Raw genomic sequence first — 15011 nt, forward strand, 5'->3', positions numbered from 1 at the left:
CTCGGTTCAGCATTATATATCGTCGGCGTCGGCGAGAATGTGACGTTGCTGCGCTGTATTGAGGAGCAGGAAGAAGTGGAAGGGCTGCTGGAAACATTGGAGTCACGTTCCGCTTCCTCCGCTATATCAGGCACAATGCCAGTGAAGGTATGGATGGGACGCCTGCTTAAAAGAGAAGGGAAGCAAAGAGAGGAAGAGCTTGCGGCATCCTTTCAGATGAAAATGGAAGAGGCACGCAGGCGGCGGGAGAGTATGCAGCAAGAATTGTTTATGGATAGGGAGAAGGAAGAGGATAGATGAAACGGCTTACTATACTAACCGGTTTCGCCATAGGATTATTGTTTTTCCTACCCCAGTATACGTATGCCGCCCAGGTGCCGATACCGGGATTGGATATTAATATCGGAGCTTCAAATAAGCCCGAAGATGTTTCCCTTACGCTGCAAATTTTGCTGCTGTTTACCGTATTGTCGCTGGCGCCTTCCATTCTTATCATGATGACGTGCTTTACGCGGATCGTAATTGTCCTGTCATTTACGCGAACGGCGCTGTCTACACAGCAGGCTCCGCCGACTCAAGTATTAATTGGTCTGGCTTTATTCTTAACTTTTTTCATTATGGCACCGACGTTTTCCCAGGTAAATAATCAAGCTCTTCAACCTTATTTTAAGAAGCAAATTACCCAGGAGCAGGCCGTGGAACGAGCGGTGATGCCATTTAAAGAGTTTATGGTCAAGCATACGAGAGGAAAAGATCTCAACCTGTTTCTTGAGTATACAAAAGCACCGAAACCTAAGACAGTGAAAGATATTCCGCTGACGGCTCTGGTTCCTGCCTACGCGATTAGCGAATTGAAAACGGCCTTGCAAATCGGCTTTATGATATTTATCCCGTTTCTTGTAATCGATATGATAGTGGCCAGTGTATTGATGGCAATGGGGATGATGATGCTTCCGCCCGTTATGATTTCACTTCCGTTTAAAATTTTGCTGTTTATACTGGTAGACGGCTGGTATCTTGTCGTTAAATCGCTGTTACTAAGTTTTCAATGAGGTGAAGAGGCATGTCGCAAGAATTTATTATCTCGCTTGCCCAACAGGCTGTTTTTGTCGTATTGCTGACAAGTGCGCCTTTGGTAGGGATTGCGTTAATTGCCGGGCTAATTGTAAGTGTTTTTCAGGCTACGACATCTATTCAGGAAGCGACATTGGCCTTTGTGCCAAAGATTGTGGCAACTTTAGTCGCTTTAATCGTCTTTGGACCCTGGATGCTTAGCCATTTACTAGAGTTTACCTCCAATATTCTTGGCAATCTTTATAAATTCATAGGATAGTAAAAATATGCAATTACTAGAGTTGCTGCCGGCATTTTTGCTTGTATTTATCCGGATTACCGTATTTTTCGTAGCAGCGCCGATCTTTTCGACGAGAAGTATACCGGCTCCTTTTAAAGTAGGTCTTTCCTTTTTCTTGGCCTTGATTGCATTTCCGCTTCTAAAAGCGTCCGGTGTCATTCCGCTTGACTGGACTTATGTATATTTAGCTATAAAGGAAGTGCTCATCGGTCTTCTGCTAGGATTTCTGGCTACATTATTTCTGGCGGCAATCCAGGTAGCCGGTTCGCTCATCGATATGATGATGGGTCTTGCGATGGCCATGATATTCGACCCGATGACAGGCGCGCAGACGCCGTTGATGGGAAATTTTAAATATATGCTTACGATGCTATTTCTTTTAACGGCAAATGGTCATCATTTGTTGATTAAAGGCATATTGGCAAGTTATCAGGCGGTACCGATCGATCGCTGGTTTAATGGATTGGAAAATGGCTCACTTACTGCATTTCTTGTAGAGAAGTTCTCTTATATGTTCATGTCGGGGATGCTGCTTGCGGCTCCCATGGTAAGCTCGTTATTCGTTATCGATGTTGCGCTTGGCATTGTGGCTAAAACCGTGCCCCAGATGAATATTTTTGTCGTTGGAATGCCGGCTAAGCTTCTGGGCGGTTTTCTTATCCTGATGATTGTATTTCCCGGTTATTTCTTTGTGATGACGCGCCTGTTTGAAATGCTGTTTGCCTCAATGGAACGCATGATAGAAATTATGGGGGCCGTGCCATGACCCAAATCCGTTTTCAAGTAGATTTGCAGTTTTTCTCTGGCGAAAAAACGGAAAAGGCAACCCCGCGCAAAAGGCAGAAAGCGAGGGAGGAAGGCCAGGTCGCTAAAAGCCAGGAAGTATCAGCTGCGCTTATTCTTTTAGCGATTTTTTTGTTTTTATTGTTTATGGGAAAAGGAATGGGAGAACGTTTATACCGTTATTTCCAATCGTTTTTTACTAATTATTTATTGATGGATGTGTCTGAAGAAACAACGGAACAATTGATGCTCGAGATGGTATATCAGGCAGCGATCATCGTATGGCCGGTTTTTTTGATTGCCGTCGTTATCGGTTTTTTTGCGAATTACATTCAATTTGGACTTTTGTTTACAACGAAGCCACTCGTTTTTAAATTAGAGAGGCTGGATCCGGTTAAGGGAGCAAAAAAACTTTTTTCTTTGCAGGCACTTGTTAACCTTGTCAAATCTATTCTGAAAGTTTTGTTTATCGGTACAGCAGTATGGTTTATATTATGGGGCGGAAAAGATGAGCTTTTGACCTTGGCTACGAAATCGGTCGGGGATATGCTTACTGTTGTAGGAAAGCTGACTCTCCAAATGGGTTTTACCGTAGCTGTCCTGCTTCTTATCCTTGCAATCTTCGATTATATGTATCAGAAGTTTCAGCATGAGAAGCAACTGCGAATGTCCAAGCAGGACATTAAAGATGAATACAAAATGATAGAAGGCGACCCGCAAATCAAAGGGAAAATCAAACAGAAGCAGCGGGAAATGGCGATGCGCCGCATGATGCAGGAAGTTCCAAACGCAGATGTGGTTATTACCAACCCGACGCACTTTGCGGTTGCCATTAAATACGATGGCACATCCATGCAGGCACCTACGGTGATTGCTAAAGGTCAGGATTTTGTCGCGCTGAAAATTAAAGAGATTGCTCAAAATCATGAAATTGTTATGGTAGAAAACAAGCCGCTTGCACGTATGCTATTTGCGCAGGTTGAGGTAAATCAGCAAATTCCGGAGGATCTGTTCCAGGCTGTGGCTGAAGTGCTGGCATATGTATACAAGCTAAAAGGAAAAATCTAATGGATTGTAGTGAAGGGGGGAGAATAAATGAACCGTAGAGATTTTGCTATTATGGGATTTGTCATTTGCATTGTTATTATGCTTGTCATTCCCATGCCCAATCCTCTCCTCGACTTCCTTTTGATTATTAATATTTCACTATCACTTACGATTTTGTTGGTGGCGATGAATACAAATGATCCATCACAGTTTTCAGTTTTTCCATCGCTGCTTTTAGTCACAACCATATTCCGTCTGGCATTAAACGTATCGTCGACACGCAATATTTTGTCGCTCGGAGAAGCAGGAAAAGTTATCGAGGCATTTGGTTCGTTTGTTATCGGAGGAAATGCAATTGTCGGATTTGTCGTCTTTTTGATTTTAACGTTAATTAATTTCATGGTTATTACCAAAGGTTCAGAGCGCGTGGCGGAAGTAGCAGCCCGCTTTACGCTTGATGCAATGCCGGGGAAACAGATGGCAATTGACGCTGATTTGAATGCCGGTGCGATTTCCGATGCGGAAGCCCAGCAGCGGCGGAAGAAGATTAGTCAGGAATCCGAATTCTTTGGAGCGATGGACGGTGCTACCAAATTCGTAAAAGGAGACGCGATTGCCGGAATTGTAATTTTTATTGTTAATATTATTGGTGGTCTCATTATCGGTATGGTTATCCATGGCATGAGTTTTAGCGAAGCGGCCAAAACGTTTACGCTTCTCTCTGTCGGTGACGGACTCGTAAGCCAGCTGCCGGCCATCCTGTTATCGACGGCAACCGGGCTTATCGTTACCCGTGCCGCTTCCGAAGATAATATCGGAGACGATCTGGTTAAGCAAATGTTGGCCTATCCGCGTTTGTTGTATGTGGTAGCAGGAACCATTGCCATGATGGGGATTTTAACACCGATTGGGCCTCTCTCTACTCTCCCGGTAGCAGGAGTGCTTGCTTTTGGTGGATTTCGTCTACAAAAAAGCATAGGAACAAAAGGCGAAGAACTCGAAGTATCGACGGAAGAAGCAGAGATCGAAGAAGTTCGCAGTCCGGAAAGTGTGGTCAGTCTGCTTCATATCGATCCGATAGAGTTCGAATTCGGATATGGATTAATTCCGCTGGCGGATGCGAACCAGGGCGGCGATTTGCTCGATCGTGTGATTATGATCCGACGCCAATGTGCCATTGAGCTGGGGATTGTCGTGCCGGTGATTCGGATCCGGGATAATATTCAACTGAGGCCAAATGAGTATGTTATTAAGATAAAAGGAAATCAAGTAGCCCAGGGCGAAATCATGCTGGATCACTACCTGGCGATGAGTCCGGGTATTGAGGACGAATCCGTCGTCGGTATTGACACGGTGGAGCCGGCCTTTGGCTTGCCGGCCCTTTGGGTGACGGAAGAAGTGAAAGAGCGGGCGGAGATGGCCGGTTATACAGTAGTTGATCCTCCGTCCGTGGTAGCTACGCATCTCACTGAAATTATTAAGCGATACGCACATGAACTGTTGAATCGTCAAGAGACGAAATCATTAGTCGACAACATTCGTGAGACTGCACCTGCGCTGGTGGAAGAATTAATTCCAAACATATTGAGTATAGGCGACGTGCAGAAAGTATTGCAGAAGCTTTTGCGGGAGAAAATCTCGATTCGCAATCTGGCTGCAATACTAGAAACGTTGGCCGATTATGGCCCTTATACAAAAGATACGGATTTGCTGGCTGAATATGTACGCCAGTCGCTGTCGCGCCAGATTACGCTGCAGTTCACCGCACCGGGAGAGCCGCTTCAGGTCATCACGGCAGGACCGAGTTTGGAAAAAACGATTGCCGACTCCATACAGCAGACGGAACAGGGAAAATATATGGCAATTGATCCGGACACGTCACAACGAATCTTTGCGGCGCTGTCCGAGCAGGTAAACCGCATGCTGCAAATGGGACAACAACCGATTATTCTAACATCGCCTGCCATCCGCATGTATATGCGGCAGCTTGTTGAGCGAATGATGCCGGAAATTCCGGTACTGTCTTATAACGAATTGGAGCCTGAAATCGAAATTCAAAGCGTAGGAGTGGTGAGCATCTAATGCGTGTGAAAAAATATGTGGTCGATTCCATGTCGGATGCCCTGCAGCAGATTCGTACCGATTTAGGGAAAAACGCGATTATCCTAAATACAAAACCCATCAAAACTGGTGGTTTTTTAGGTATGTTCCGCAAAAAACAAATAGAGGTTATTGCGGCTATCGATCCAAATGGTGGGGATGAACTTGAACACACAAAAAAAACGCAGCGTTTTACGGCAGTATTGCCCTCCGCTCCAGTGCAGCCTGCCCCCGTGAAAGAAGATGCTCAGTCTTTTGCCCAAGCTTTGCAGGCAGCTACGCTCCAGACGCAGCCATCCGCACCCAACCCGGCGATGAGTGCTCGTGTCTCTGAAAAGCAAAATGAACGGAAAGATAGCACGGTTTCAGAAGAATTGGAAGAAATGCGGGAAATGCTTTGGAAGATTATGATGGCCGATGAGAAGCAAAGCTCGCTTCCTGCTTCATTTCATTCGCTTCGTCGGCGTTTGCAAAGCCAGGAAGTGGCGGAGGATGTTCTTGCGTCTATTTTTGAGAGAGTACTGAGAGAACTTCCGGCGGAAGCGTTGCAGGATGAAAACAAGGTGAAAAGACATGCGAAAGAAACCATCATCAAAATGATAGAAGAAGCCAGTAACGCCCATGGCCCGCTGCGGGAAACAACGGCATTTGTAAATTTTATCGGTCCGACAGGTGTCGGGAAGACGACTACGCTGGCCAAGCTGGCGGCGGAAAGCACGCTATCGAGAAAGAAAAAGATAGGGATGATGACATCAGATACTTATCGGATAGCCGCCGTAGAGCAGTTGAAAACATACGCTAATATTTTAAACGTTCCTTTAAAGGTTGTTTATTCGGCCGAAGAGCTTAGCTCCACGATTGAGCGGTTGGATGGCTGCGATGTGATTTTTATGGATACGGCCGGACGAAACTATCGCAACAAAGAATATGTGGATGAGATTAATAAACTGCTGCAATCTCCGCTGCCAAGCGAAACGTTTCTTGTATTGAGCATAACCGCCAAACAGGGGGATTTGGAAGCGGTTGTGCAAAGTTTTGCGAACGTTAAAGTAGACAAAGTGATTTTTACTAAAACGGATGAGACAGGTACGTACGGCTCTATTTTAAATTTGGTCATTAAATATAAGCTTGCGCTTTCGTATTTTACGATAGGGCAAAATGTGCCGGATGATATTGAAGTAGCTACGCCTGAAAAAGTGGCCGCGCTGCTTCTAGGAGATGGATACGAATGAGTGATCAGGCACAGCAGTTAAGAGAGAAGCTTGGGAAACTTTCAAGGCAAACGAATGGAGTAGGGCAAAATGTATATAAGACAAAAGTGATTGCCGTGACGAGCGGAAAAGGCGGGGTAGGAAAATCAAACTTTTCGCTTAACTTTGCGCTTTGTTTGCAGCAGAAAGGTCAACGCGTCGTTTTATTTGATCTGGATGTAGGTTTTGCGAATATTGATGTTTTAATGGGAGTTTCCGCGAAAAAAAATATTATCGATCTCATAGACAAGAGGCTTTCAATCTGGGATATTATTGAAAAGGGGCCTAATGACCTAGAATTTGTGGCTGGGGGGTCCGGTCTGTCACAGATATTTGAACTTGATGAAATTAAATTACATTATTTTTTCGAACAGCTGACCCAATTGCAAGGATATGCTGATACAATTATCTTAGACACCGGAGCAGGTATATCCAAAGACATGCTTCGCTTTCTCCTATCCGCTGATGAGGTTATGCTGGTCACAACCCCTGAGCCCACTTCGTTGACCGATGCATATGCCCTAGTTAAGATGACACATACCCAGAAGGAAGACATCAAAATTAACGTAGTGGTCAATCGTGCGGCAAATGAAAGAGAAGGAAGAGCTACCGGCAAAAATCTGCTGCTTGTTGCTCGCCAGTTTCTGAAGTTGGAGATGAATATGCTCGGTTTCGTCTATGATGACGTACATGTTTCGAAGGCGGTGAAAAGGCAATGTCCTCTTTGTCTCGCTTACCCGACGAGCAAAGCGGCAAACAATTTTAAAAGTTTGGTTAATGCCTATCTTTCTAACGGAAAAATGGAGGATGGCGGCGGAGTGAAGGGCTTTCTTTCACGTTTACGGATGTTTTGGAGATAGCGGGAGGGGAGAAAGTGACACAGCCTATTCGAGTGATAGTCATTGATGATTCGGCATTTATGAGGAAAGTGATCGGTGATTTGCTGGAACAGGACTCCGCTATTCAAGTGGTGGCAAAAGGCAGAAATGGCTCAGAAGCGATAGAGCTTATAAGAAAATGGTCTCCGGACGTCGTTACATTGGATGTAGAAATGCCCGTGATGAACGGGTTGGAAGCATTAGAGAAAATTATGAAGGAAACACCGCTTCCGGTTGTCATGTTGAGCAGCTTGACGCAGCAGGGGACGAATGAGACGATACGCGCTCTAGAGATGGGAGCTGTCGATTTTGTACCAAAGCCCTCTGGCGCCATTTCACTTGATCTCCACAGAGTGGAGACGGAACTTATAGAGAAAGTAAAAGCGGCTGCACGTATAAAAATTTCTCGTTTGCTTCGCACACCTCCGTCCGCTGCCGGGAAACGTTCTTTGTCTTACACTTCAGTGAATAACAAAACAACCGATGAAGTATGGAGAGGGAAAATGCCGGTAGGAGAGATGCGAAAGGGAAAGATTGAGAATGTAGTAGCAGTGGGGACTTCCACCGGGGGGCCTAAAGCGCTTCAGGTGTTTTTAAAAGGTTTGCCGCAGGATTTTAACGGGAGCCTCGTTATTGTGCAGCATATGCCGCCGGGATTTACAAAGTCACTGGCCCAGCGCCTGAATTCATTATGTCAGATTGAAGTAAGTGAAGCGGAAGACAACCAGACGTTGCAAAGCGGTCACGCATACATTGCGCCGGGAAACTATCATATGGAAGTCAAACAGCGAGCAGATGGGGAGTTGTACATATCGTTGAATCAGGAGCAGCCCCGGGGAGGACACCGGCCCTCTGTCGATAGGCTGTTCGAGTCGCTCTCTCATATTCGTCACCCCGCCAAATATGCAATCATTATGACCGGAATGGGAAGTGATGGAACAGCGGGATTGAAAAAACTAAAAGAGACCGGGGTTCGCACCGTCATTGCGGAAGACGAATCTACATGCGTCGTATTCGGCATGCCAAGGGCTGCCATTCAAGCTGGAACGGTGGACATCGTAGCGCCACTTCATGAAATCTCCGCCCAGCTTATGCGTTGCTTACATTGCTAGGGAGGTGGATGGTTTATGGAAATGAATCAATATTTGGATATGTTTATTGAAGAATCAAAAGAACATATTCAGGCTATTAACGATAATTTGCTTGTGCTTGAAAACGATCCGGCAAACGTGGATTTAATCAATGAAATTTTTCGGTCTGCTCACACTTTAAAAGGGATGGCTGCCACGATGGGCTTTGAAGACATGGCAGCGCTGACCCATGAAATGGAAAATGTTCTTGATCAGGCGCGCAATCATAAGCTGGTCATTAATACGGACATTATGGATGTGATTTTCAAGTGCGTGGATTTGCTTGAAACGATGCTGTATTCGATCGCTGGAGGCGGAGACGGCAAAGAAGATGTCTCGCATATTGTTTCAGCATTGAAGGCCATTCTTCGTGGCGAAATTCCCACTGCGCATCAGGGGGGCCAGGCATTGTCCGGATCGGGAGATGAGGCGGCAGCGGCAATAGCGGAAGTCCCTCAGAACGCAAAAGCGTATCAGTTGGATGAATATGAACTTACGGTAATTGAACAGTCCATTCAATCCGGCTATAAGGCCTACTGGGTTAAGACATCTATAAAAGACGATTGCGTATTGAAAGCCGCACGGGCCTACATGGTGTACGATAGCCTGGAAGGACTGGGGGAGATTATCAAAACAACTCCTTCCGTAGAAGAATTAGAAGAAGAAAAGTTTGAAAAATCGTTTGAGATTGTGCTTATCAGCAAAGAATCGAGCACAAAAGTAGAAACGGCGGTTATGAATGTTTCTGAGATTGAATCGGTAGAGGTAGAAGAGATTCATCCTGCGGCCCATCGTGTGGCTTCCATGAACCAACTGGAAGAGAATCCGGCAGAGACCGCCGCAGCCGCTCTGGCTAAACAGACCGAAGCAAAAAAAGAAAAAGAAGAAAAAGCCGCTCCACAGGCGCAAGTTGCCAAGAAAAATACGGCAGGAAAAACCATCCGTGTAGATATTGAGCGTCTCGACGTCCTGATGAATTTGTTTAGTGAGCTTGTTATTGACCGGGGACGTCTGGAGCAATTGGCACGCGAATCCGGGCAAAGCGCGCTCATGGAGACTGTCGAACATATGAGTCGTATCAGCGGAGATTTACAGAACATCATCCTGACGATGCGGATGGTTCCGGTAGAGCAGGTATTTAACCGTTTCCCCCGCATGGTGCGTGATCTGGCAAAAGATTTAAATAAGAAGATTAATCTTGAAATCATTGGTGCGGAAACGGAGCTGGATCGCACGGTTATTGATGAGATTGGCGACCCACTTGTTCATCTGCTACGCAACTCGATTGATCATGGTATCGAGTCTGCGGAGGAGCGCCTGGCGGCAGGCAAGCCGGAAGAAGGCCTGGTGCAGCTAAAAGCGTATCACAGCGGTAACCATGTATTTATTGAAGTACGTGACGACGGAAAAGGCATTAACCGCGAGAAAGTTCTCAAAAAAGCAATTGAGCGTGGAATTATAACGGAGCAGGCAGCAAGCGCGCTTTCAAATAAGCAAATCGACGAACTGCTATTTGCTTCTGGATTGAGTACTGCCGATAAAATTTCGGACGTATCTGGACGCGGGGTAGGTCTCGATGTAGTAAAAACGAAAATCGAATCGCTCGGTGGCGCATGCAGCGTTGATTCGACTCCGGGTGCCGGTACCACATTCTTAATTCAGCTCCCGCTGACGCTATCTATCATTTCCGCTATGCTCGTACAGGTAGAGGACGAAAAATTCGCAGTGCCGCTTAGCTCCATTATCGAAACGGCCGTTTTTTCACCGGATGAAATTATGCATGCGCATCAGCAGGATGTCATTGATTTCCGTGGTCGGATTGTCCCGCTTGTCTCTTTGAAATCGATTTTCAGCATCCCTGATAGTGAAAAACAGAAAGAGAGCGACATCTCTGTTGTAATCGTACGAAAAGGAGATAAAATGGCGGGACTTGTTGTGGATTCCTTTATTGGCCAGCAGGAAATTGTATTGAAATCACTTGGTAAATATCTTGTTAACGTGTTTGCGATTTCCGGTGCCACAATTCTTGGCGACGGACAGGTTGCACTTATTATCGATTGCAACGCGTTAATTAAATAAAGGAGGCAGCATCCGTGTTGGATCGCAAGGATATTGTAGAAGAGATTAAAGTCATTGTATTTCGCCTAAAAGATGAAGAGTACGGTGTGGAAGTTAACCAGGTAAAATCGATTGAACGCCTTGAGCATATTACCCGCGTACCGCGAACTCCGAACTTTGTTAAAGGGGTCATCAATCTGCGCGGCGTTGTTACGCCTATTGTAGATTTGCGTCGCCGTTTCGGTATCGAAGAGACCGCATACAATGAAACAACACGCGTTATTATCGTGGCCGTAGGCGAGATTGAAGTAGGATTGATTGTCGATTCCGCCAATGACGTCATTGATATTCCGATCAATGCGATTGAGCCGCCTCCGGAAGTGGTGGGAGGAATCGAAGCGGTCTATCTTCGTGGAGTTGCCAAGTTGGATCGCCGCCTGCTTATTCTTCTTAACCTTGACAAAGTATTAAATACAGAAGAATTAAAACAATTGGAGAATATCGAGGCATAGGCGATGAAATTTGAACAATTTGGTGATTTTCAGCTTGATGTTCTACGAGAAGTAGGGAATATCGGAGCGGGGAACGCAGCCACCGCTCTTTCCAAATTAATTTCCAAAGAAATCGATATGAAAGTTCCTCAAGTCAAGATCATTCCGTTCGATGAAATTGCAGATTTTGTAGGAGGAGCGGAATCGCTTGTTGTTTGCGTGTTTTTGCGGGTACTTGGCAACATTCCCGGCAATATGTTTTTTATCATATCTGTAGAGTCGGCAAAAAATTTGCTGCACGAATTGATGGGTATTATAAATCAGGACGAAGAGAGTTTCAATGAAATGGAATTGTCCGCGTTGAATGAAATCGGCAATATTCTAACCGGATCGTATCTTTCTTCTCTGGCTGATTTTACAAAGTTAAATATGCAGCCATCTCCTCCAGCCGTTGCTATTGACATGGCAGGAGCGATTTTGTCTTATGGTTTGTTAGAAATTGGTCATAACGGAGATTTTGCCCTTACAATTGATACTGCTTTTTTCCATGGAAATGAAAAAATTTCAGGACATTTCTTTCTTATTCCTGATCCAACCGCTTTACCGCAATTATTCCACGCACTGGGAGTTCCGCTGGAATGAATGTCATTAAGGTAGGCATGGCAGATCTAAATGTTGCAAAATCTCCTGACCGAATTCGCACGACAGGCCTGGGCTCCTGCGTGGGGGTTGTACTGTTTGATAATCAAAATAAAATAGGGGGAATGGCGCATGTCATGCTGCCGGATTCCTCGTTAAGCAAAGGGATGTTGAACGTCGCCAAATATGCGGATACAGCTATCCCTAAGCTAATCGAAAACATGGAAAAAGCTGGTGCTAACCGTCGCAAACTAGTTGCTAAGCTGGCTGGAGGGGCGCAGATGTTCGTGTTTTCTACCACAAGTGACACGATGCGAATCGGGCCACGAAATGTGGAAGCTTGTAAGCAAGCGTTAAATGAAGCGGGTATTCCAATTCTTGCCGAAGATACAGGAGGAAACTGCGGTCGAACTATCGAATTAGATAGTTGTACGGGGATCTTGAATATTCGAACGGTAAACCAAGGGGTAAAGGAATTGTAATATGTGGATAGGTTCGATCAAATGGAATTTTATCATTGCAGGGATTATTAGCGCTTTTACATTTCTATTTTCTATTTTAAATAATTTATTTTTAGAGAGCCTTTTGCGCTCTCTACTTGCATTTGTGCTATTCTTTTTGTTTGTGTTTATTTTTCGGTATTTGATTAGCAAGGTCATTGGTAAAGAAAATAAACATTTGCTTACACGAGAGGAGAAAGGCCAGCATATTGACTTGGTAACGCCGGAAGAGTCCGCACAACAGCAGAGCGAAGAATTGGAAAGGAGACAGGGAAAGCCTGCGTTTGAGGAATTTTCACAGTTTACCCCTGCCGATTTTCCGCAAATCGCACGCAACCGCAAAGATGACATCGATCCGGAGGAAGTCGCGCGAGCTCTGCGTGTATTCTCTAATGAATAGAAGGGAGTGGGCGTATGATGGCGCGGAAATCAAAAAAGACGCTTGATATAGAGAAATGGAAACGCTGGCGGGAAGAGGGAGACAGACAGACGGAAATCGAGTTGGTTGAACAATATCTCCCGCTTGTCAATTATGTGGCAAACCGGCTGTCTATTGGACTGCCTGATACAGTAGATAAAGAAGATTTAATCAGCTTCGGACGGCTTGGCTTGCTCGATGCATTGAAAAAATTCGATTATACACGTGGCCTTCAATTTGAAACGTATGGAATGTGGAGGATTAGAGGTGCAATGATCGACGGTTTACGTGAGAATGATGTGCTTCCTCGTTCCATTCGTGACAAAGCAAAAAAGATTGAGGAAGCGTATGCGCAGCTTGAACAGCAGAACCTCAGGGCGGCTACGGATGAAGAAGTAAGCAGACACCTTAACATTTCACTTGCAGAGTTAAATCAGACAATGCAGGACGTGTCATTTGCCTCCGTCTTTTCTCTTGATGAGCCCATCCCGGACGATGAAGATCAAAAGCACTCACGGCAATCGGTCATTATGGATGAGCATGCTGAAAGACCGGAGTTAGCGCTGCATAAAGATCAGCAGAAGCGCATTTTGGCTGAAGCGATTGAACGTCTGCCGCCGAAAGAAAGAACAATTATTTCTTTGTTCTATTATGAAGAATGTTCGTTGACTGAGATTGCCGAAATCATGGGGTTATCCGCTTCGCGTATTTCTCAACTGCATTCCAAGGCAATTTTTAGAATGCGCGGAGCGCTTGCGAGAGCAAAAGATTATCTCTTAAATGAGTAAAAGGGGAAAGAAGGTTGCTGCATATGGAGGGGTCTGAAAATAAAGTAGAGCAGGGGGCTTCCACAAAGACGCTGGCTGACATGGTAAAGGTCCAAATTGCTAAAGATAAAATGCAGGCGACAATGGAGTTGCGTCTTGAAGGAGACGTGCGTGTGACATATGAGGATTTGCTGGCCATTATAAATCAGAACCGCGTTATATTTGGTATTGATGAGAACTTGCTACGTGAGGTGGCAATAAGTCCTTATATGTATTCAAATGAAGTGCTCGTCATTGCGCAGGGAGTGCCACCGACCGCTGGCAAGGACGGATATATCGAATTTGTAGTACGCCCCTCGGAAAAGAAAGGCCCTAAGGAGCGAGAGGACGGTAGTGTTGACTATTATAGCCTGCTGCAATTGGTGAATGTTACAAAGGGCCAGTTGCTTGCCAGAAAAGTTCCTCCTACGAAGGGACAGCCGGGTACCGGTGTAAGCGGAGAGGTTATACAGGCCAAAGACGGCAAAGAGGCGCGATTTCAAATCGGAAAAAACGTATTGCTGGATCAAGAAAAAAATAATGCTTATGCGGCGGTAGACGGTCAAGTCTCGATTACAGCAAACGGAAAAATTAATGTGCTTTCCGTGTATGAAGTAAAAGGCGACGTTGATTTTGGTGTAGGAAACATTGATTTTATCGGAAATGTCGTCGTCAACGGAAATGTCCATCCTGGCTTTACGATTAAAGCGGGTGGCGATATTCGTATTGCGGGGAGTGTTGAAAGCGCCACGCTGGAAGCGAAAGGAACGATTGAAATTAGAGGCGGTATCATTGGACATCATAAAGGCACTATCCATGCCGATGTGGATGTAAAAGCAGGCTTTATTCAAAATGCAACAGTGAAAGCTGAAAATGATATTATTGTTTCGCAGACGATTATGCACAGCAATGTAAGCGCAGGCCGTGACGTTATTTGTAAAGCTACTAAGGGACTTATCGTTGGCGGAACGGTACAGGCAGGAGAAAAAGTGGTTGCGAAAATAATTGGCAATATGACAAACACTCCTACCAATATTGAGGTTGGCGCAAACCCGCGTTTGCGCGAAGAATTGCAGGCGCTTAAGAAAGAAATCAAAGAATATACGGAATCCATAAAAAAATCCGATCAAGGACTGCGCTTTCTTGATCAGTTAGCGCTCCAGGGCAAACTCACTCCGGATAAGCGTGCACTGCAGATTAAATTTACGAATGCTAAGCTGCTGGCTGAAAAAAAATATTCACATGCAAAAGAAAAGATAGAAGAAATTGAAGAGAAGGTAGGCGGCATGGAAAAAGCCCGTGTCGAAGTTCTAAGCGTTATGTACAGCGGGACTAAGCTTGTATTCGGTAACGCGGTGCGCTTTATAAAAGAAAATCATAATCGAACCGCGTTCATTCTTGGGGAAGACGGTCATATAACTACGACACCGCTTTAATAAACTACCCATGGTGTTTCAACTGCAACTCCGACATGAAAATCACGGGAAGGACGGCTGACTTTTGCGGTACGAATGAAAAGAGAGGAAGGAATGAGGAGAGGATTTTAATGTAGAAAAA

Annotated in this window: 15 protein-coding genes and 1 pseudogene; all 16 read left to right on the forward strand. The window is 45.2% G+C overall.

Going from position 1 to position 15011, the window contains the following annotated elements:
• Positions 1-300 (forward strand): annotated as a pseudogene (locus B2899_RS02130) (hypothetical protein); the annotation flags it as partial.
• Positions 297-1052, forward strand: a complete 756-nt coding sequence (gene fliP, locus B2899_RS02135) for a flagellar type III secretion system pore protein FliP (RefSeq protein ID WP_146808934.1) — start codon at positions 297-299, stop codon at positions 1050-1052. The pseudogene B2899_RS02130 and the gene fliP, both read left to right, overlap by 4 nt.
• Positions 1053-1063: 11 nt before the next feature.
• Positions 1064-1333 carry a flagellar biosynthesis protein FliQ gene (gene fliQ / locus B2899_RS02140; protein WP_146808935.1) on the forward strand — a complete coding sequence of 90 codons (270 nt, stop codon included), beginning with the start codon at positions 1064-1066 and terminating at the stop codon, positions 1331-1333.
• Between the two features lie 7 nt (positions 1334-1340).
• Positions 1341-2120: a flagellar biosynthetic protein FliR gene (gene fliR, locus B2899_RS02145; RefSeq protein WP_286883694.1), complete on the forward strand. Its 780-nt coding sequence runs from the start codon at positions 1341-1343 to the stop codon at positions 2118-2120.
• Entirely contained in the window at positions 2117-3205 is a 1089-nt protein-coding gene (gene flhB, locus B2899_RS02150; RefSeq protein ID WP_286883696.1) for a flagellar biosynthesis protein FlhB, read from the forward strand. Before fliR ends, flhB begins: the two co-directional genes overlap by 4 nt.
• 27 nt (positions 3206-3232) lie before the next feature.
• A complete protein-coding gene (gene flhA, locus B2899_RS02155) occupies positions 3233-5266 on the forward strand; it encodes a flagellar biosynthesis protein FlhA (protein ID WP_146808938.1) in 2034 nt (677 codons plus the stop codon).
• Positions 5266-6516, forward strand: coding sequence for a flagellar biosynthesis protein FlhF (gene flhF, locus B2899_RS02160; RefSeq protein WP_146808939.1), 1251 nt, complete (start codon positions 5266-5268; stop codon positions 6514-6516). Before flhA ends, flhF begins: the two co-directional genes overlap by 1 nt.
• Entirely contained in the window at positions 6513-7394 is an 882-nt protein-coding gene (locus B2899_RS02165) for a MinD/ParA family protein (protein ID WP_146808940.1), read from the forward strand. The genes flhF and B2899_RS02165 overlap by 4 nt, the downstream gene beginning before the upstream one ends.
• A 14-nt stretch (positions 7395-7408) precedes the next feature.
• On the forward strand, positions 7409-8524 hold the full coding sequence (locus tag B2899_RS02170; protein ID WP_281285986.1) for a protein-glutamate methylesterase/protein-glutamine glutaminase: 1116 nt from the start codon (positions 7409-7411) through the stop codon (positions 8522-8524).
• Positions 8525-8539: 15 nt separating this feature from the next.
• On the forward strand, positions 8540-10621 hold the full coding sequence (locus tag B2899_RS02175) for a chemotaxis protein CheA (RefSeq protein WP_286883704.1): 2082 nt from the start codon (positions 8540-8542) through the stop codon (positions 10619-10621).
• 14 nt (positions 10622-10635) lie between these two features.
• A complete protein-coding gene (locus B2899_RS02180) occupies positions 10636-11112 on the forward strand; it encodes a chemotaxis protein CheW (protein WP_146808942.1) in 477 nt (158 codons plus the stop codon).
• Positions 11113-11115: 3 nt separating this feature from the next.
• Complete coding sequence (locus B2899_RS02185; protein WP_146808943.1) at positions 11116-11733, forward strand: chemotaxis protein CheC; 618 nt, start codon at positions 11116-11118, stop codon at positions 11731-11733.
• Positions 11730-12212 (forward strand): chemotaxis protein CheD, encoded by a 483-nt coding sequence (locus tag B2899_RS02190; protein ID WP_286883708.1) that lies wholly within the window; start codon positions 11730-11732, stop codon positions 12210-12212. Before B2899_RS02185 ends, B2899_RS02190 begins: the two co-directional genes overlap by 4 nt.
• A gap of 1 nt (position 12213) precedes the next feature.
• Entirely contained in the window at positions 12214-12630 is a 417-nt protein-coding gene (locus tag B2899_RS02195; RefSeq protein WP_146808945.1) for a hypothetical protein, read from the forward strand.
• Positions 12631-12647: 17 nt separating this feature from the next.
• A complete protein-coding gene (locus B2899_RS02200) occupies positions 12648-13436 on the forward strand; it encodes a FliA/WhiG family RNA polymerase sigma factor (RefSeq protein ID WP_286883724.1) in 789 nt (262 codons plus the stop codon).
• Positions 13437-13459: 23 nt separating this feature from the next.
• Positions 13460-14890: a DUF342 domain-containing protein gene (locus B2899_RS02205; RefSeq protein WP_146808946.1), complete on the forward strand. Its 1431-nt coding sequence runs from the start codon at positions 13460-13462 to the stop codon at positions 14888-14890.
• Positions 14891-15011 lie beyond the last annotated feature (121 nt).

It is taken from the genome of Aneurinibacillus sp. UBA3580 (genome assembly GCF_002375825.1).
Classification (GTDB): domain Bacteria; phylum Bacillota; class Bacilli; order Aneurinibacillales; family Aneurinibacillaceae; genus Aneurinibacillus; species Aneurinibacillus danicus.

What these genes read in the sequence shown, in the direction of transcription:
- fliP (WP_146808934.1), top strand. Translation starts at nt 297, where the DNA reads ATGAAACGGCTTACTATACTAACCGGTTTCGCCATAGGATTATTGTTT.
- B2899_RS02175 (WP_286883704.1), top strand. Translation starts at nt 8,540, where the DNA reads ATGGAAATGAATCAATATTTGGATATGTTTATTGAAGAATCAAAAGAA.
- flhB (WP_286883696.1), top strand. Translation starts at nt 2,117, where the DNA reads ATGACCCAAATCCGTTTTCAAGTAGATTTGCAGTTTTTCTCTGGCGAA.
- flhA (WP_146808938.1), top strand. Translation starts at nt 3,233, where the DNA reads ATGAACCGTAGAGATTTTGCTATTATGGGATTTGTCATTTGCATTGTT.
- B2899_RS02185 (WP_146808943.1), top strand. Translation starts at nt 11,116, where the DNA reads ATGAAATTTGAACAATTTGGTGATTTTCAGCTTGATGTTCTACGAGAA.
- fliQ (WP_146808935.1), top strand. Translation starts at nt 1,064, where the DNA reads ATGTCGCAAGAATTTATTATCTCGCTTGCCCAACAGGCTGTTTTTGTC.
- B2899_RS02205 (WP_146808946.1), top strand. Translation starts at nt 13,460, where the DNA reads ATGGAGGGGTCTGAAAATAAAGTAGAGCAGGGGGCTTCCACAAAGACG.
- B2899_RS02195 (WP_146808945.1), top strand. Translation starts at nt 12,214, where the DNA reads ATGTGGATAGGTTCGATCAAATGGAATTTTATCATTGCAGGGATTATT.
- fliR (WP_286883694.1), top strand. Translation starts at nt 1,341, where the DNA reads ATGCAATTACTAGAGTTGCTGCCGGCATTTTTGCTTGTATTTATCCGG.
- flhF (WP_146808939.1), top strand. Translation starts at nt 5,266, where the DNA reads ATGCGTGTGAAAAAATATGTGGTCGATTCCATGTCGGATGCCCTGCAG.
- B2899_RS02190 (WP_286883708.1), top strand. Translation starts at nt 11,730, where the DNA reads ATGAATGTCATTAAGGTAGGCATGGCAGATCTAAATGTTGCAAAATCT.
- B2899_RS02165 (WP_146808940.1), top strand. Translation starts at nt 6,513, where the DNA reads ATGAGTGATCAGGCACAGCAGTTAAGAGAGAAGCTTGGGAAACTTTCA.
- B2899_RS02200 (WP_286883724.1), top strand. Translation starts at nt 12,648, where the DNA reads ATGGCGCGGAAATCAAAAAAGACGCTTGATATAGAGAAATGGAAACGC.